Consider the following 15,993-nt stretch of genomic DNA (forward strand, 5'->3'; position numbering starts at 1 on the left):
ATAGTATCAAAAATGCGTTGTCAATCGACCCGCCCGCGAGACGACACTACAAAACCCAAGGAAATGCTCAACAACAGGGCGAAAACCGTCCACATGACGCCCTTGCCCGGCGGCGTGCCCCAAAACGGATCAATTGGTGACGGAAGGGAAGCATCGATTATCCCAACCGTATTAAGTGCGAGGCCGTCGGTGATTCGACCATAGGGGTCAACGACCGCGGAAAGACCGTTATTGGCGGCGCGGATCAGCGGCAGCCCCTGTTCCACGGCGCGCAATTGCGCTTGGCGGAAATGCTGGTAGGGACCGGGCGTGTCACCATACCATGCATCGTTCGTCACATTGAGAATGGCCTTCGCCCTAGGCCCGGCATAGCCCAATTCCGAAGGGAATATCGCTTCATAGCAGATCAGCGGCAGAAACGCCAAGGATTCGTTAACCCTAAGCGAATGGCGGCTTGCCGCAGCGGTGAATCCGCCGGGCATTTCCACGACCTCCTGCAGGCCGAGCGCGCGCAGCCATTTCTCCAGGGGCAGATATTCGCCGAAGGGCACGAGGTGCACCTTGTCGACGGCGTCGATGATTTCGCCCCTGTCGTCGATGGCGTAGATGGAGTTGTAATAGCGGGGCTCGGCGGCGCCCGCGCCCGTCTCCTCGCGCACCGCGCCGGCAAGCAGCACCTGCCCGTCCGACAAAGCCGCGCCGATGCGCGCCAGCGCCTCCGGCGTGCGGGTCAGGATGTAGGGGATGGAGGTTTCCGGCCAGATGACGACCGAGGGCCTGGGCTGCCCACTTGCAGGCGGCAGTTCGGTGAGCGCGATCAGCTTGTCGAATATGGCGCGGCGGGCGTCATTATCCCATTTCATCGTCTGTGCGATGGAGGGCTGGACAATGCGCACGCGCACGCCGTCCGAGGCGTCCTTGTTGACAGGCGGCGCATCGTGCAGCCGGTAGAGGCCGAAGCCGGCATGAGCGGCGGCAAGCGCCAAAGCAATCCCCGCTCCCGCTCCAAGATGCCGCCGGTCAGCCAGAAGCGCCGGCATGGCGAAGACGAGGACGGCGAGCGCGCTCATGGCGAAAAGCCCCACCACCGCGTCGGACTGCATCAGTAGCGGCGTGGGCATGGCGGAATAGCCGATGGCATTCCACGGAAAGCCTGTCAGCACGAAGGAGCGCAGCCATTCGGCGATGCCGAAGCTGAAGGCGAGCGCGAAAATCCGCCCCAGCCCATCGGACCAGAGAAGCCGGGCGATCAGTGCCGCCAGCGCATAAAAGAAGGCGAGGAAGGCAGGAAGACCGACGACGGCGAGCGGCAACGCCCAGGCAAAATTTTCCGCGTCCACCAGAAGAGCGGAGCCAATCCACCACAGGCCGCCGAGAAAATAGCCGAAGCCGAACCACCAGCCGACGATGGCGGCCGGCAGCACCCGGCGGACCGGACCGCTATCGGCGGTATCGACCGCACCATCAATGAGCCATACGAGAACAGGGAAGGAAACGAAGCAGACGGCGAAGAAATCATAGGGCGGAAGCGCCAGCGTCGCCAGCGCCCCGGCAAGGAAAGCGGCGAGCGCTCGGCGCCAGCCGCTCAGCAATATGATCCAGCCGGAAAGCCCCCCGATAGCCCTCATAGACCCCCGGCAGCGCTGTTGGCGTCCGGTTCCGGATCGCGCTCGCTGCCGTTGAGCGGCACGATGCGCACCTTGCGGATGCGGCGGCGATCAGCCTCCAGCACGTGGAACCGATAGTCAGGCAGCGCCTCGACCACTTCGCCGCGGGCGGGGATGCGGCCTAACACAGAGAAAATCAGGCCGCCGACGGTGTCGACCTCCTCGCCATGCTCGCCGACCACGAAATGCGGGCCGATCCGTTCGGCCAATTCGTCGAGTTCGGCGCGGGCATCGACCACATAGGAGCCATCGGCTTCTTCCGCGATCATCGGCTCCTCGTCGTCATGCTCGTCCTCGATATCGCCGACGACCATTTCAAGGATATCCTCGAGCGAGACGAGCCCGTCCGTGCCGCCATATTCGTCGATGACCAGCGCCATCTGGATATGGGTCGCCTGCATGCGGGCCATCAGCGTGCTTGCCTGCATGGAGGGCGGCACGAACAGCACCTTGCGCATCAGGTTGAGTTCGCCGATGGTCTTGTCGAGATCGACACGGCTCAAATCGGGCTTCGACGGACCGCCATTACCGGCGCGGCCCGAGCGCGTGATGTGATTCAGCACGTCGCGGATATGGATCATGCCGCGCGGATCGTCGAGCGTCTCGCTATAAACGGGCATGCGCGAATGGCCGGATTGTTCGAAAAGCTCCAGCACCTCGCCCAGCGGCGTCTCGATTTCCACCGCCTCGATATCGGAGCGGGGGATCATCACATCCTCGACGCGAACGCCCTGCAATTGCAGGATATTGACGAGCATCGCGCGTTCTTCGGGGGAGAACGCCTGGTTGGTGCTTTCCTTGTCCGAAAGGGCTTCGACGAGATCGTCCCTAAGCGAAGTACTCGGGCGGCCACGCAAGAAGGGGAGAATGCCTGCAAAGAGAGAACGCTTCTCGGCCGCTACCGGCCGCTGCGTACTCTGCTCCTCGGCGTCATTTTTCTGCGGCACGTCGGCGGCAGAAGGAGGCTGGGCTGTCAGGTCAGACATGGTCAATCAGTTTCATCGTCTATCTGCGATACAGCATAAGGGTCGGGGATGGCAAGCGCTTGCAGGATAAGGCGCTCCCAGCCTTCCATTTCTTCCGCTTCCTCGTCATTCTCATGATCGTAGCCAAGAAGATGCAGAAGGCCATGGACGATCAAATGTGTCAGATGGTGATCGAAGGGCTTCTTTTCCAGAGCGGCCTCGCGCTCCACGGTTTCGCGGGCGATTACGATATCGCCAAGCATCGCCCCCGGCGCGTCCCCTGCTTTCACGGGAAAGGCCGGGAATGACAGCACATTGGTCGGCTTGTCCTTGCCGCGCCATTCGGCGTTGAGTTCACGAATCGCGGCATCGTCGGTGAAGACGATGCTGAGTTCCGTCTCCTCTTCGTCCGGCAGCCCGAGCGCTTCCCAAGAGGCGGCGACCGCGCGGCTTGCGAGCGCGCGCAACGGCGCCTCATCCGGCCAGCCTTCCGTCTCGATCAGAATGTCGATGTCGATCAAATCCGGCCATCCCGCGAGTGCGTGATGCTCTTTTTCTGCCAAATCATGTCTTCGCATGCCCCTTGGCGTCCTTGTCCCAGGCCGAAACGATGGCCGCGACGAGCGGGTGGCGCACCACATCCTTCTCCGTAAAGCGGACGGTGACGATGCCGGGGACGTCGCTGAGGATGCGCAGCGCATCGACAAGGCCGGATTTCTGGCCGGGCGGAAGGTCAATCTGGCTTGGATCACCGGTGACGATCATGCGCGCATTCTCGCCCAGGCGCGTCAGGAACATCTTCATCTGCATGGATGTGGTGTTCTGCGCCTCGTCCAGAATCACGGCGGCGTGGGCGAGCGTGCGTCCGCGCATGAAGGCGAGCGGCGCGATCTCGATGACGCCCGCCGCCAGCGCCCGCTCAACCTTTTCGGCGGGCATCATGTCATAGAGGGCATCGTAAAGCGGGCGCAGATAGGGATCGACCTTTTCCTTCATGTCGCCGGGCAGGAAGCCCAGCCGCTCGCCCGCCTCGACGGCGGGACGCGAAAGGATGATGCGCTCCACCAGCCCGCGTTCCAGCAGCATGGCGGCGTGGGCGACCGCGAGATAGGTCTTGCCAGTGCCGGCGGGACCGACGCCGAACACCAGTTCCGAGCGATCCAGCGCCCGCATATAGGCGTCCTGCGTCGGCGTACGGGCAAAGATGGTCTTCTTGCGTGTCGATATCTGCGCCGCCGTCATCTTGCCCTTCACTTCCATTGTCGGAAGGGTCAACTGGTCGTCGGCGGCGACAGCCATGCGGATGGCGCCATCCACATCGGACACCGTCAGCTCATGGCCCTTCTGCAACAGGCTATAGAGATGGTCGAGCGTGCGGCGCGCCTGCTCGGTGGCCTCCGGCCCGCCACGGATCGAAAGCTGGTTGCCCTTGGACCGGACGTCGACGCCGAGCTTCTGTTCTATGCGAGCGAGATTTTCATCGAACTGGCCGAAGAGCGCGCTGGCCAGCCGGTTGTTGTCGAATGTCAGTACGATATGCGCCATGTCCGAAGCCCCTGCGGGGGCTGTCTTCAGCTTTTCGGTGGCGGTCAACCGGGTCTCCTCATGATCGAACCTTTTCGCAGTCGCGTGGCTTCAAGGGAAGTCTGCACCTTTTTTCGATCACGCTCAAGCTTGCAGTGGAATGATCCCAGCTCAAGCATGCATACGCTCCGCCACGAGGCTGTTGGTTCCGGTGGCGATGATTCGCACGTCGATGATGTCGCCGATTTCACCGGGGTTCTCACCCACGATAACAGGCAGAAGCCAGGGCGAACGGCCAACCATCTGCCCCGGCAGGCGGCCGGGCTTTTCCAGAAGCACATCCATTGCCTTGCCGATCATGCTTTTCTGAAAGGCGTGCTGCTGCTCCGTCAGGAGGACCTGCAGGCGCTGCAGCCGTTCATCCTTGACCGCTTCATCGACATGATCTGTCAAATCCGCACCCGGCGTGCCGGGACGCGGCGAATATTTGAACGAATAGGCCTGCGCGTACCCGACCTCGCGCACCAGCCGCATGGTCGCCTCGAAATCCTCATCGGTTTCGCCGGGGAAGCCGACGATGAAATCACCCGATAGGGCGATGTCGGACCGCGCCGCGCGGATGCGCTCTACCAAACGGAGGTAATCGGCGGCTGTGTGGCGGCGATTCATGGCCTTCAAAATACGGTCGGAGCCCGCCTGCACCGGCAGGTGCAGATAGGGCATGAGCATGTCGAGGTCGCGATGGGCCGCGATCAGCGCGTCGTCCATGTCGCGCGGATGGCTGGTGGTGTAGCGCAGGCGCGCGACGCCGGGAATCTTCGCCAGACGGAACAGAAGCTCGCCCAGCCCCCATTCGCGGCCATCCTCGCCAGCGCCATGCCAGGCATTGACGTTCTGCCCGAGCAGGGTCAGTTCGCGCACTCCGGCGCTTGCCAGCTTCTCCGCTTCGGCAATGATCTGCGAAACGGGACGGGAGATTTCCGAGCCACGCGTATAGGGCACGACGCAGAAGGTGCAGAACTTGTCGCAGCCCTCCTGCACGGTGAGAAAAGCCGAAACGCCGCGGCTTCTCACCTGCTCCTTCTTCGGCGCGGGCAGATGCTCGAACTTGTCCTCGATGGCGTATTCGGTCTCGACCACTTTCTCGCCGCGCCCGAGGCGGGCGAGTGCCTGCGGCAGACGGTGATAGGTCTGGGGACCGATGACGAGATCGACCGTGGGGGCGCGGCGGATGATCTCTTCCCCCTCGGCCTGCGCCACGCAGCCGGCAACGCCGATCATCATCTCCCTGCCATCGGCGGCGCGCTCGTCCTTGATCTTGCGCAGGCGTCCCAGCGCCGAATAGAGCTTCTCGGAGGCCTTTTCGCGGATATGGCAGGTGTTGAGCAGGATAAGGTCGGCCTCTTCCGGCGTCTCGGTCGCCACATAGCCTTCTTCCGCCAGGCTGTCGGCCATGCGCTGGCTGTCATAGACATTCATCTGGCAGCCATAGGTCTTGACGAAGACCTTGCGGCGCGGCGCGGCTTCCAGGATCTGAGCGGTGTTGGTTTCCTTCATCCTGCGGGTTCTACCGCTTTTCGGCGCGATTGAGAATAGGCATCCTCATTCCGCCTCACGCCCCATGAGGGAGGTCAGAAGCATCGAGCGGACCTCAGCTTCCATATTGCCGGCGAGCCGCTTCCTGTCCGTGCCGGCGCGGATTTCGACCGGCTCGCCGAAACGGATATCGACGTCGATAGCGCCTTGCCGAAGGATTCCTTTCAGGTGCGGCATCAGTTCGACATCGCCCGGCCAGGCGGCAATGGGGCGGTGATAGCGGCCCATCGGCAAGCCGTGGAGCTTGGTATAGGCAATCGCCACCGGCTGTACTGCCACGGTTTCCACATCCGTTTCCCGGATTGCCGCGGAGGCCGCGCCGAACAGCGAGCTCTTGAACGGCAGCACGCGGTTGCCGTCCGATGTGGTGCCCTCGGCGAAAAGCACCATCACATCGCCCTCCACCAGCCTTTGCGCAATTTCCGATGCCTGCTCGCCTGTCTTGCCGCGCCGCTCGCGCTCGACGAAGACCGAACGCTGCAGCACCGCGAAAAAGCCGAACAAGGGCCAGTCCCGCATCTCGCTTTTGGCGATGAAGGAGATATCGGCAACCGTGGAAAGAAGGACGATATCGCTCCAGGATATATGGTTCGAAACCAGCAGCAGCGGGCGATCCCTAGTCATCGCGCCATGAACATGGATGCGGAAACCCAGAAGCCATGCCAGAATGCGATGAAAATAGCGGGGAAGGCTGCTTTTCCGCCCCCAGCCCGCCTTCAACAGAAGATATTGCAGCGGAACGAGCGTCAGCATCAACGCCGCCATGCCTGACAATACCAGCCCTATGCGCAGCGTGCGGATCATCGCGTCATTCCGGAGGATGAAAATCGCGACGGAGAATCAGCGCCGCCGACCGCCCGGCCTCGGTCGCATAATAGCCGGGGCGCTCGCCTACCTTGGTGAAACCCAGGCGGCGATAGAGCGCCTGGGCGGCGGCATTTGCCTGATCCACTTCCAGAAAGAGCGTGCGCGCCCGCTCATGGTGCAGATGGCGCAGCACGGCGTCCATCAGCGCGCGGCCAACGCCCTTCCGCCGAAAGGCGTGGGAAACCGCGATGGTCAATATTTCCGCCTCGTCCACGGTGAGACGCGCCAGCACGAAACCCGCCGCGCGGCTAGGCCGACCCTCCTCCCGGGCGATGAAGCCGAAGACCGTGCCCTGCCCGATGAGGCCGTGGAAATCCTCCTCTGTCCAGGGATGCCGAAAGGTTTCCGCGTGAATGCGGTGCAGATGGTGGCAATCCTCTGCGCCCAGGGGCTCGATGGCGAAATTCCTGCCAAAAAATTGACCGAAGGGCAGGCCGATCATGATCAGGCTTTCCTTGGAAGGGCAAAGCCCGTTTGCGGCTTGGCATCGGGACCGCGCAGGTAAAGCGGCTTCGGCGCCTCGCCCGGCCTCCGCGAGGCGGCGATACGGGCATAGGTTTCGATTCGGGCAGTGGCAGCCTCTCCGGCAACCGGAAGCGGCTCCGCCAGCAGTTCATTGAGGCGCACCGCCGCCGATCCGATGAGCACCGGCGGGTGGAGCATATCCACAAGGAGGGCGAGCACATCCTCTGGACTTCCCGCTATGGGATCACCCAGCACCGCACCATCGGTCCCGAACCCTTGCGCATAGATTTCGCCGCGATGCGCGTCGATGGCGACCAGAACCGGCTTTTCAGGATGACTAGCCAGCGCTTCCCGCGCCAGCCCTTCGAAGACTGTCACCCCGATAGCAGGGCGCGAAAGAGCCAGTGCAAAGCCCCGCGCCGCCGAAACCCCGATGCGCACCCCGGTGAAGGAACCCGGCCCGACATTGACGGCGATGCGGTCGATGGCGTCGAAGCCGATATTGGCCTCCTCCAGCGTCCGCTCGACATAGGCCATCAGCACTTCCGCATGGCCCTTGCCGATATTTTCGCTGACGCAAGCCAGTAAACGCCCCTCATTCGCATCATAAAGAGCGGCGGCGCAGAAACTGGCAGCGGTGTCCAGGCTAAGAATCTTCATCGTATCCAACCGCCTAAAGCATTTTGCAGCCGGATGGAATCATCTGCCGCTGCATAAATGCGTCAAAGCCACGGAAAAGGCCTGCCGCGCAGGCAGGCCTTACCAGTAGACGGTCAGGGTTATGCTCTAGGAAGCAAGGACCACGGCGTCCGGTTCCTTTGCAGTGCCATGTCCGATGAGGGCTTTCAGGAAATTCTCGCACCAGCGGGAGACGTCGTTTTCCAGAAGATGCGGCATCATCCCGCTCCACCGCTCACGGCGCGCCTCGAGCGGCATGGAGAGCGCACGGGCGATGGCATCCGAGACCCCGTCGACATCGTAGGGATTGACGAGCAACGCACCGTCAAGCTCACGCGCCGCGCCGGCAAAGCGCGACAGAACGAGGACGCCGGGATTATCCGGGTTTTGCGCCGCGACATATTCCTTGGCAACAAGGTTCATGCCGTCGCGCAGGGGCGTCACCAGCCCGACCTTTGCCATGCGATAGAGACCGGCCAGTACATTGCGCCCGATGGAGCGGTTGACATAGCGGATCGGGGTCCAGTCCACCGCGCTCATCGCGCCATTCACCCGGCCTGCGAGCTCGGCCACCGTGCGCTGCATCTCGCCATATTCCGGCACTTCGGACCGGGATTTCGGCGTGACCTGCAAGAACGTCACCCGGCCCCGGCTGTCGGGATTATTGGTGAGGAACCGTTCGAACGCCTCGATGCGGTTGGTGATGCCCTTGGAATAATCGAGCCGGTCAACGCCGATGATTAAATCGCGGTCGCCCAGGCTTTCCCGCATCCGCTCCACGAGGCTATGCCGGCGCGAGGCGCGGGCAGCTTCGGCGAAAGCCGCTGTCTCGATGCCGATGGGAAACACATCGGCCCGGAAAATATGGCCATAGGCTTCGAACAGCCCCTGCCCCAGTTCCCGCCCGATGCCTTCTCGGCGCAGGCAGCCGGCAAAATTTTCCGCGTCGTGCGCCGTCTGGAACCCGACCACATCATAGGAGGCAAGACCGCGCATGATGATCTCATGCACGGGCAGCGTGAAAAGCACGTCCGCCGATGGCCACGGAATGTGCAGGAAAAACCCGATGCGGTTTTTCAATCCTATCTCTCGCAATTCGGCAGCAAGCGGGATCAGGTGATAATCATGCACCCAGATCACATCATCCGGCTTTACAAGAGGCGCAAGGTGCTGGGCAAAAAGGCGGTTGACCCGGAAATAGCCCGCCATGTCCTTGCGGGCATATTCGGTGAGGTCAAGGCGATAATGGCAGAGCGGCCAGAGGACGCGATTGGCGAAGCCCGCATAATATTCGTCGACATCCTGCCGGTTGAGGTCGACCAGCGCATAGGTGATCCGGCCGCGCTCGTGAACCGCGATGTCGGGTGTCTCGCCGGCGGGGAGGGCCTTGCCCGACCAGCCCATCCATATGCCGCCCCGCTCCTCGAGCGCGGCCTGCAGCGCGACGGCAAGGCCGCCCGCGGGTGCGGCGCCGCTTTTATCGGGGAGCGGAACCCTGTTGGATATGACGATAAGCCGGCTCATATGTTTTTCTCCCGTCGCGCCTGTTGCGAGATCCAGTCCCTGAGCGCCGCTGGCTTTTCCAGATAGAGCTTCGCGGCGGACGGCCGCTCTCTTTCATCTGCCGCCAAGCCCGAACGGAAAACCGCCTCACGCTTTTCCTGGACCTGGCTTGGCAAGCCGATGCGAACGGAAAGGCCGCCGCGGACGTTCACCGCCTCGAACATCGCCTCATCCGTCACATCGTCGCCGAAGGCGAGCGGACGCCTCCCCACAAACGGCGGAGCGCGCATAAAGGTTTCAACCGCATGGCCCTTGTCATGCGCCGCCGGGCGCAATTCGAGAACCATCTTGCCGCGCTGGAGGGTCCAGCCCGGTCCGGCAAGTGCGGCGATCTCCTCCATGAGCTGCCGCATTTCGCCTTCCAATTGCGGCGCCTGGCGGTAATGGACGGCAATGGCCGCGCGCTTGTCTTCGACGAGGATATCCCGCCAGCGCGCCGCCTGCATGCGCAACTCCTCCTTGGCGCGCAGGAAGGCCTCGGTCGGCTCGGTCCGTTCGACACGTCCGGCGGCATCGCGGATTTCTCCGCCATGGAGGCCGGCAACGGGGAAGCTAGTTTCAGGGAAGAGCGTATCGACGAAGGCGATGGACCGGCCCGTCACCAGCGCAAGTGCGCCGCCGAGCTTTTCGTCCAGATCGAGAAGATCGCCGATGAGGCCCTCCGGGACGCGCACCGCTTCCGGGCTCTCAGCAAGATCCAGAAGCGTTCCGTCAATGTCGAAAAACACAGCCCAGTTTCCGAGCGAATCGATGCCGGGCAGGTCGTCCGTAAAAGGATTGTTTAGAGGCCGCGCAGTCATGTCCATAAAGTTAGGCCGCACGTCCGGGAAGACAACTGGTATAGGCGGTAAAATATTGGAATTATTCTAATTTCGGAGCGTGGCGAGAAATTCGTAGCGTTCCCTTCCAGTCATGAATTTTCTACCTATCTTCATGGAACCGACAGCTGGTTCATACGTTTGTTGCCCCGGACTGGGCGGGGTATTTCCCCACGACATGCTTGAATAACAATGGAGCTAACCCCCATGGACGACAAGCTTTTTCCCGTTCCTGTGGTCATTCGTATCGGCGAGGCTCGCAGCCGCGTCGTGGCGAGCGCCTGGGAGGCCGTGGAGTGCCTCCGCACCTATTGGCGCAATCGTGAACAGGACCGCACGTATCGGCAGGCGCTCCAGACGTGTCTCGATGCACTCGATGGGCTGAAGCCCGTCGCCAAGGCGCGCCGCGCCTTCATTCATGCGGCGACGGAAGCAGGTCTCCTGCTACAGCGCACGCCGACGCCCCACGCGGGACATGGCCGCGCCGCGCACGGCTTCTGACGGAAAGAAGCTTTCTTACTCAAAAGCCCGGAAGGCGTTACGCTTTCCGGGTTTTTTTGTGGGTGATATTGAAGTTGGCTAAGGGGCGCCTCGCGATTCCCTTAAAATAGAAAATGCAATCAAACGGCCCATTCGCCGCCGCGCATGACCGGTACGCGGCTGCCGTCCTTGGCGATGCCGTCGATATCGATCTTGTCCGAGCCAATCATCCAGTCGATGTGAATGAAGCTCTTATTGCCGCCGCGCGCGGCGATTTCATCCGCCGAGAGCGAAGCGCCGTCGACGAAACACTTCGAATAGCATTGGCCGAGCGCGATGTGGCAGGCGGCGTTCTCATCGAACAAGGTGTTGTAGAACAGGAGCCCGCTCTTGGAGATCGGAGACGAATGCGGCACCAGCGCCACCTCGCCCAGCCGCCGCGCGCCTTCATCGGTGTCGAGCACCTTGTTCAGCACCTCTTCGCCGCGGCTTGCCTTGGCCTCGACGATACGGCCTTCCTCGAAGCGCACGGAGATGTTGTCGATGAGCGTGCCCTGATGCGACAGCGGCTTAGTGCTCGTCACATAGCCTTCCACACGGCGGGCGTGGGGCGTGGTGAACACCTCCTCGGTCGGAATGTTCGGATTGCAGGTGACGCCGTTCTTGGCCATCGAGGCGCCGCCATGCCATTCATGCCCATCGGCGAGGCCGACCGTCAGATCGGTGCCCGGTCCGGTGAAATGAAGCGCGTGGAAGGCATTCTCGTTGAGCCAGGCGCTGCGGCGGCGCAGCGCGGCGTTGTGCTCCGCCCAGGCGGCAACCGGATCTTCTACATCGACGCGCGAGGCGGCGAAGATGGCTTCGGCAAGCTTTGCGGTGGCAACGTCTTCCGGATCGTCCGGGAAGACCTGCTTCGCCCAGGACGGGTTGGGATAGGAAACGATGTTCCAGTTGATGTCGAAATTGGCGATCTTTTCGAGCGCCGGCTGATAGGCGACGGAATTGGCCTTGTTGGCGCGGGCAACCTTCGCCGGATCTTGGCCAGAGAGAAGCAGCGGATTGTCGCCGGCGATGGCAAGACGCGCCGCGCCGTTGGCATAGGCCTTGGCCATGCCCTCATAGAGCCAGCCGGAGGCGCGGTCGAAGCTCTCGTCGGGGGCGAAGCGATAGCGCGCCAGCGTCACCTCTTCATCGCCGAAGAAAGGCGTCACCAGTCCGGCGCCTGCCTTATAGGCGTGCTCGGCGATGCGGCGCACCAGCGGCAGGGCGGCGACAGGCGCGGTGATGACCAGATCCTGCCCCTGCTGGAGCTGCAGGCCGACCTTGACGGCCACCTCCGCCAGACGGTCGAGCTTGACGGGATCGATGATTGCATCGCGGGAATGTATGGTCATGGCGCATCCGATCATTGAAATGGACGAAAGGCTTTCTTCATACTCCCGCAGACCGAAGCTGGCTACCCTCTCGCGCCAGTAGCCATCGCACCGCGCCCTCTGCTATAGTCGGCAGCGGATCAGGAAAGACCGACCCATGAAGAAACTTGCGTTCTGTGGTATCCTTCTCACCGCCGCGCTTACCGGATGCACGACGATGACGCCCGAGGAGCGGCGCGCCGCCGACATCCAGACCTGCCGCGCCTATGGCTTCCGGCCCAATACCGACGCGCTCGCCAACTGCCTGCTGCAACTCGATCTCGACCGGCGGGCAGCCCGCCGCGCGGCCTTCGACGAACCGTTCTACCGGCCGTTCGGGCCGCCGATGGTGATCTATCAGCCGTTTCCGGTGCGGGTGAGACCGCGGTAACAATCATATGTTGGCGGACAGCGCTTCCAACAAGAAGCAAATTGCTTCGGCGATTCCGTGCGCCGATATTATCCTACTGAAACGCCGGCTCAGGCCTGTCCTGTTTAAGCAGCAACTCACCGATCGCGTCGATGGGCTTGCGGCCTGAATCATAGCCCAGTTCGATTTGCGTGGAGGTCGTGGTGGTTCCCATGCGCACCGGGGCGGGGCCGGTCTGCCAGGCGACCGTCTCGACCCGTGCCGTCGGGGCGCGCGTCACGCGATCCCCCTTGGCGCGGGGGCCGAAGCCCTGGTCAGACGCAATGCTGGCGACCATCGTCCGGTCGACGGGCGAGGCCGTAGGAATCGGCACCGCACGCTCGTGGCCCAAGGCGGGCATTGCCGGCTTCAGCACATCGGCGGCGGCGATGAGGCGCGGGGTCTCGAGGATCGGCGTTTCGAGCGAGCCGTCGCGGCGGCGCTTCTCATAGAAGGCATTGCCGCCCGCCACCAGTACATAGTGCATGTTGCGATAGGGGAATTTCAGCCCGGCCGTGTGGAAGAACATGGCCTGCTTCACCTTGGGGTGCCGCTCGCCGCGCAGCACCGCATCCGCGGCTTCATCGAGTTCCGGGAGCGATTTCATCGGGCGGGAGAGCACGCCGGGCGCAAACTGGTTCTTCTGGCCGACGACGCCGCAGATCGTGTCCGGATATCTGCCGGAGGCCAGGCGGTTCATCACCACCGTTCCGACCGCGAGAAAGCCATCCTCGCTGGAGCGGTTCGATTCGAAATACATTGCCCGCTTGAGGCATTCCCTGTCTTTGGCGGTATAGGCGTAGGTTTTCTTGCCGCCAGCCGTATAGCCATAGCCCGACGCACTCGACTGCGAGACGGTTCCCTTGGCCGATTGGCCGGATCCGCTGCCCTTCGACGTCGTGCATCCCGTCATGACGACAGGCGCGATAATCGCACCGGCCACGGCCAGGATTTTCCAGTTTTCAGCGCTCTTCAAAAGCTCAGTCTCATGCTTGGACACCTCAACGAAGGCAGCCATGAGGACGCATGTTTTAGGCCAAAGAATGGCAACGAAGAAAAACGGCGGGATAAACATAATATCCTGCCGTTTTCCTAACTATTTCTTAATAATACTTACCAGTATAGTAATATTTACTTTTTATAAATCTTTCACTTTATTGGCGCTTTGCCACAATATTATCTACCCGAACGAGTAGCCGGCGCCCCGAACCGTGCGAATCGGATCGACGGCACGACCCGTATTGATGGCCTTGCGCAAACGCCCGACATGAACGTCCACCGTGCGGTCATCGACATAGATATCCGGCCCCCAGACACCGTCCAGCAACTGGCTGCGCGAAAAGACGCGGCCCGGCGACATCATGAAATATTCGAGCAGGCGAAATTCCGTGGGCCCTAAGCGGATTTCCCGGTCCTTGCGGTAGACGCGGTGCTGCTCGCGGTCGAGCACGAGGTCACCCACTTTCAGCACGTGGGAAAGCAGGCTCGGCTTGGCGCGGCGCAGCATCGCCTTGACGCGGGCGAGCAGTTCCGGGGTCGAGAAGGGCTTCACGACATAATCGTCCGCACCGACGCCAAGGCCTCGCACCCGCTCGCTCTCTTCGCCGCGCGCGGTCAGCATGATGATCGGCAGGCGCTCCGTTTCCACCCGCTGGCGCAGGCGGCGGCAAAGCTCGATGCCGGAGACGCCGGGCAGCATCCAGTCGAGGATCAGGAGATCAGGCACATTCTCGCGCAAGGCGATTTCCGCCTCGTCCCCGCGCAGGATAGTATCGACCAGATAGCCTTCCGCCTCGAGATTGTAACGCAGGAGGACGCTCAGCGCCTCCTCGTCTTCGACAACCGCGACTTTGGGTGCATGGGCCATTTCAGCAGTTCCTCATTAGAATATGCTTGTCGAAGCGGATATGCCGGCCCCCAAGGCATCCCCGCCACCCCCACCGGGCAGGGCTCGCACCCTCCTTCCCCCTTGCGGGGAGGGAGGGTGCGAGCTGGTTAAGCCCGCTTCGCCTCGTCCACGACGATGCCGTGGCTCAGATCTTCCTTCGGGCGATCGGGCGGCATCTGCTGGCCGGTGACGATGTAATAGACCGTCTCGGCGATATTGGTCGCATGGTCGCCGATGCGCTCGATGTTCTTGGCGCAGAAGAGAAGATGCGTGCAGGCCGAGATGTTGCGCGGGTCTTCCATCATATAGGTCAAGAGCTCGCGGAACAGCGAGGTGTACATGGCATCGATCTCGTCGTCGCGGTCGCGCACGATGTTGATCTGGGCGACCGAGCGCGATGCAAAGGCGTCGAGCACTTCCTTCAGCTGCGTCAGCGCCAGTTCGGCCAGCGTCTGCAGGCCGCGATAGACCTTGATCGGCTGGCGGGTATCCGACACGGCGGCGACGCGCTTGGCAATGTTCTTGCCGAGGTCGCCGACGCGCTCCAGATCGGAGGAGATGCGGATGGCGCCGATGATCTCGCGCAGGTCCGAGGCCATGGGCTGGCGCTTGGCGATGATGGTGACGGCGCGGTCGTCGATCTCGCGCTCGCTGGCGTCAAGGATCAGGTCATCGGAGATGACGCGCTGCGCGAGCGCGTTGTCGGCATTGACGATGGCCTCGACCGATTGCTCGACCATGCGCTCGGCATGGCCGCCCATCTCGGCGATCTTGTGCGCCAGGAACTTCAACTCCTCATCATAGGAGCGGACTGTGTGCTGGGATGGCATTTCGTTTGTCCTCAATTTCTTCCAGACCAGCCCGTCAGCCGAAGCGTCCGGTGATGTAATCCTGGGTGCGTTTTTCCTTGGGCGTCGTGAACATCATCTCGGTGTCGCCGACCTCGACCAGATTGCCCAGGTGGAACATGGCGGTGCGCTGCGACACGCGAGCCGCCTGCTGCATCGAGTGCGTCACGATGACGATGGTGTAGTTCTGGCGCAGCTCGTCGATCAGCTCTTCCACCTTGGCGGTGGCGATGGGGTCGAGCGCGGAGCAAGGCTCGTCCATCAAAATCACTTCCGGGCTCACCGCAATGGCACGGGCGATGCAGAGGCGCTGCTGCTGGCCCCCGGAAAGGCCGGTGCCGGCATCATGCAGACGATCCTTCACCTCTTCGAACAGGCTGGCGCGGCGCAGGCTGCTCTCCACGATTTCATCCAGCTCGTGACGGTTCTTGGCGAGGCCATGAATGCGCGGGCCGTAGGCAACATTCTCATAGATCGACTTGGGGAAAGGATTGGGCTTCTGGAAGACCATCCCCACACGCGCCCGAAGCTCGACGACGTCGATCTTCGGATCGTAGATATCCTCGCCGTCGAGGGTGATGTTGCCGGTCACGCGGCAGCCCTCGACCGTATCGTTCATGCGGTTGAGCGAGCGCAGGAAGGTGGACTTGCCGCAGCCGGAGGGGCCGATCAGCGCCGTCACCATCTTCTCGGGAATGTCGAGATCGACGTCGAACAGCGCTTGTTTCGCGCCGTAGAAGACGGAAACCTTCTCGCCCTTCATTTTGTTCTTGGCGGTGACAGCGTTCATCTTCTCCCCCACTGCTTTTTCGA

The 15,993-nt window shown here is 62.3% G+C and carries 17 protein-coding genes; 2 read left to right on the forward strand and 15 right to left on the reverse strand.

The genetic code is table 11. The features are described from left to right. Window positions 1-20 precede the first annotated feature (20 nt). The 10 genes from lnt to otsB all read right to left on the reverse strand — a co-directional run bounded on the left by lnt (window position 21) and on the right by otsB (window position 10,125). The gene (gene lnt, locus ACOWVG_RS05075) at window positions 21-1,628 is read right to left on the reverse strand and encodes an apolipoprotein N-acyltransferase (protein WP_420960418.1); all 1,608 of its coding nucleotides are present in this window, start codon (window positions 1,626-1,628) and stop codon (window positions 21-23) included. Beyond that, complete coding sequence (locus tag ACOWVG_RS05080) at window positions 1,625-2,653, reverse strand: hemolysin family protein (protein WP_420960419.1); 1,029 nt, start codon at window positions 2,651-2,653, stop codon at window positions 1,625-1,627. Before ACOWVG_RS05080 ends, lnt begins: the two co-directional genes overlap by 4 nt. Window positions 2,654-2,655: 2 nt before the next feature. After that, window positions 2,656-3,210, reverse strand: a complete 555-nt coding sequence (gene ybeY, locus ACOWVG_RS05085) for an rRNA maturation RNase YbeY (protein WP_420960420.1) — start codon at window positions 3,208-3,210, stop codon at window positions 2,656-2,658. Further along, window positions 3,197-4,225: a PhoH family protein gene (locus tag ACOWVG_RS05090; RefSeq protein WP_420960421.1), complete on the reverse strand. Its 1,029-nt coding sequence runs from the start codon at window positions 4,223-4,225 to the stop codon at window positions 3,197-3,199. The genes ybeY and ACOWVG_RS05090 overlap by 14 nt, the downstream gene beginning before the upstream one ends. Window positions 4,226-4,327: 102 nt before the next feature. After that, window positions 4,328-5,713: a tRNA (N6-isopentenyl adenosine(37)-C2)-methylthiotransferase MiaB gene (miaB, locus tag ACOWVG_RS05095; protein ID WP_420960422.1), complete on the reverse strand. Its 1,386-nt coding sequence runs from the start codon at window positions 5,711-5,713 to the stop codon at window positions 4,328-4,330. A gap of 45 nt (window positions 5,714-5,758) precedes the next feature. Further along, window positions 5,759-6,556 carry a lysophospholipid acyltransferase family protein gene (locus tag ACOWVG_RS05100; protein WP_420960423.1) on the reverse strand — a complete coding sequence of 266 codons (798 nt, stop codon included), beginning with the start codon at window positions 6,554-6,556 and terminating at the stop codon, window positions 5,759-5,761. A 4-nt stretch (window positions 6,557-6,560) separates the two neighbouring features. Next, on the reverse strand, window positions 6,561-7,061 hold the full coding sequence (gene rimI, locus ACOWVG_RS05105) for a ribosomal protein S18-alanine N-acetyltransferase (RefSeq protein WP_420960424.1): 501 nt from the start codon (window positions 7,059-7,061) through the stop codon (window positions 6,561-6,563). Between the two features lie 2 nt (window positions 7,062-7,063). Continuing rightward, window positions 7,064-7,744 (reverse strand): tRNA (adenosine(37)-N6)-threonylcarbamoyltransferase complex dimerization subunit type 1 TsaB, encoded by a 681-nt coding sequence (gene tsaB / locus ACOWVG_RS05110; RefSeq protein ID WP_420960425.1) that lies wholly within the window; start codon window positions 7,742-7,744, stop codon window positions 7,064-7,066. Between the two features lie 126 nt (window positions 7,745-7,870). Next, window positions 7,871-9,286: an alpha,alpha-trehalose-phosphate synthase (UDP-forming) gene (gene otsA / locus ACOWVG_RS05115; RefSeq protein ID WP_420960426.1), complete on the reverse strand. Its 1,416-nt coding sequence runs from the start codon at window positions 9,284-9,286 to the stop codon at window positions 7,871-7,873. Then, window positions 9,283-10,125 (reverse strand): trehalose-phosphatase, encoded by an 843-nt coding sequence (gene otsB / locus ACOWVG_RS05120; RefSeq protein ID WP_420960427.1) that lies wholly within the window; start codon window positions 10,123-10,125, stop codon window positions 9,283-9,285. The genes otsA and otsB overlap by 4 nt, the downstream gene beginning before the upstream one ends. A 225-nt stretch (window positions 10,126-10,350) precedes the next feature. On the opposite strand from otsB, the gene ACOWVG_RS05125 reads away from it, so the two are divergent. Further along, window positions 10,351-10,644, forward strand: a complete 294-nt coding sequence (locus ACOWVG_RS05125; RefSeq protein WP_420960428.1) for a DUF982 domain-containing protein — start codon at window positions 10,351-10,353, stop codon at window positions 10,642-10,644. 119 nt (window positions 10,645-10,763) lie between these two features. Here ACOWVG_RS05125 and ACOWVG_RS05130 read toward each other — a convergent pair whose 3' ends face one another. Continuing rightward, a complete protein-coding gene (locus ACOWVG_RS05130; RefSeq protein ID WP_420960429.1) occupies window positions 10,764-12,017 on the reverse strand; it encodes an aminopeptidase in 1,254 nt (417 codons plus the stop codon). Between the two features lie 136 nt (window positions 12,018-12,153). On the opposite strand from ACOWVG_RS05130, the gene ACOWVG_RS05135 reads away from it, so the two are divergent. Further along, window positions 12,154-12,426, forward strand: a complete 273-nt coding sequence (locus ACOWVG_RS05135) for a hypothetical protein (protein ID WP_420960430.1) — start codon at window positions 12,154-12,156, stop codon at window positions 12,424-12,426. Between the two features lie 73 nt (window positions 12,427-12,499). On the opposite strand, the gene ACOWVG_RS05140 is transcribed toward ACOWVG_RS05135, so the two are convergent. The 4 genes from ACOWVG_RS05140 to pstB all read right to left on the reverse strand — a co-directional run bounded on the left by ACOWVG_RS05140 (window position 12,500) and on the right by pstB (window position 15,970). Continuing rightward, window positions 12,500-13,462 (reverse strand): cell wall hydrolase, encoded by a 963-nt coding sequence (locus ACOWVG_RS05140; RefSeq protein WP_420960431.1) that lies wholly within the window; start codon window positions 13,460-13,462, stop codon window positions 12,500-12,502. A gap of 162 nt (window positions 13,463-13,624) precedes the next feature. Beyond that, the gene (phoB, locus tag ACOWVG_RS05145) at window positions 13,625-14,311 is read right to left on the reverse strand and encodes a phosphate regulon transcriptional regulator PhoB (protein ID WP_188823389.1); all 687 of its coding nucleotides are present in this window, start codon (window positions 14,309-14,311) and stop codon (window positions 13,625-13,627) included. A gap of 128 nt (window positions 14,312-14,439) precedes the next feature. After that, window positions 14,440-15,162, reverse strand: a complete 723-nt coding sequence (phoU, locus tag ACOWVG_RS05150; RefSeq protein WP_420960432.1) for a phosphate signaling complex protein PhoU — start codon at window positions 15,160-15,162, stop codon at window positions 14,440-14,442. A gap of 34 nt (window positions 15,163-15,196) precedes the next feature. After that, complete coding sequence (pstB, locus tag ACOWVG_RS05155; protein ID WP_420960792.1) at window positions 15,197-15,970, reverse strand: phosphate ABC transporter ATP-binding protein PstB; 774 nt, start codon at window positions 15,968-15,970, stop codon at window positions 15,197-15,199. Between the last annotated feature and the right edge of the window lie 23 nt (window positions 15,971-15,993).

Origin of the sequence: Brucella sp. IR073, from assembly GCF_049065735.1 — a bacterium.
Taxonomy (GTDB): Bacteria; Pseudomonadota; Alphaproteobacteria; order Rhizobiales; family Rhizobiaceae; genus Paramesorhizobium.

Bases quoted from the DNA above. Each gene is read 5' to 3' on its own strand.
- otsA (WP_420960426.1), bottom strand. From the start codon at position 9,286: ATGAGCCGGCTTATCGTCATATCCAACAGGGTTCCGCTCCCCGATAAA.
- ybeY (WP_420960420.1), bottom strand. From the start codon at position 3,210: ATGCGAAGACATGATTTGGCAGAAAAAGAGCATCACGCACTCGCGGGA.
- rimI (WP_420960424.1), bottom strand. From the start codon at position 7,061: ATGATCGGCCTGCCCTTCGGTCAATTTTTTGGCAGGAATTTCGCCATC.
- ACOWVG_RS05080 (WP_420960419.1), bottom strand. From the start codon at position 2,653: ATGTCTGACCTGACAGCCCAGCCTCCTTCTGCCGCCGACGTGCCGCAG.
- miaB (WP_420960422.1), bottom strand. From the start codon at position 5,713: ATGAAGGAAACCAACACCGCTCAGATCCTGGAAGCCGCGCCGCGCCGC.
- phoU (WP_420960432.1), bottom strand. From the start codon at position 15,162: ATGCCATCCCAGCACACAGTCCGCTCCTATGATGAGGAGTTGAAGTTC.
- tsaB (WP_420960425.1), bottom strand. From the start codon at position 7,744: ATGAAGATTCTTAGCCTGGACACCGCTGCCAGTTTCTGCGCCGCCGCT.
- ACOWVG_RS05130 (WP_420960429.1), bottom strand. From the start codon at position 12,017: ATGACCATACATTCCCGCGATGCAATCATCGATCCCGTCAAGCTCGAC.
- pstB (WP_420960792.1), bottom strand. From the start codon at position 15,970: ATGAACGCTGTCACCGCCAAGAACAAAATGAAGGGCGAGAAGGTTTCC.
- phoB (WP_188823389.1), bottom strand. From the start codon at position 14,311: ATGGCCCATGCACCCAAAGTCGCGGTTGTCGAAGACGAGGAGGCGCTG.
- ACOWVG_RS05100 (WP_420960423.1), bottom strand. From the start codon at position 6,556: ATGATCCGCACGCTGCGCATAGGGCTGGTATTGTCAGGCATGGCGGCG.
- lnt (WP_420960418.1), bottom strand. From the start codon at position 1,628: ATGAGGGCTATCGGGGGGCTTTCCGGCTGGATCATATTGCTGAGCGGC.
- ACOWVG_RS05140 (WP_420960431.1), bottom strand. From the start codon at position 13,462: ATGGCTGCCTTCGTTGAGGTGTCCAAGCATGAGACTGAGCTTTTGAAG.
- ACOWVG_RS05125 (WP_420960428.1), top strand. From the start codon at position 10,351: ATGGACGACAAGCTTTTTCCCGTTCCTGTGGTCATTCGTATCGGCGAG.
- ACOWVG_RS05135 (WP_420960430.1), top strand. From the start codon at position 12,154: ATGAAGAAACTTGCGTTCTGTGGTATCCTTCTCACCGCCGCGCTTACC.
- otsB (WP_420960427.1), bottom strand. From the start codon at position 10,125: ATGACTGCGCGGCCTCTAAACAATCCTTTTACGGACGACCTGCCCGGC.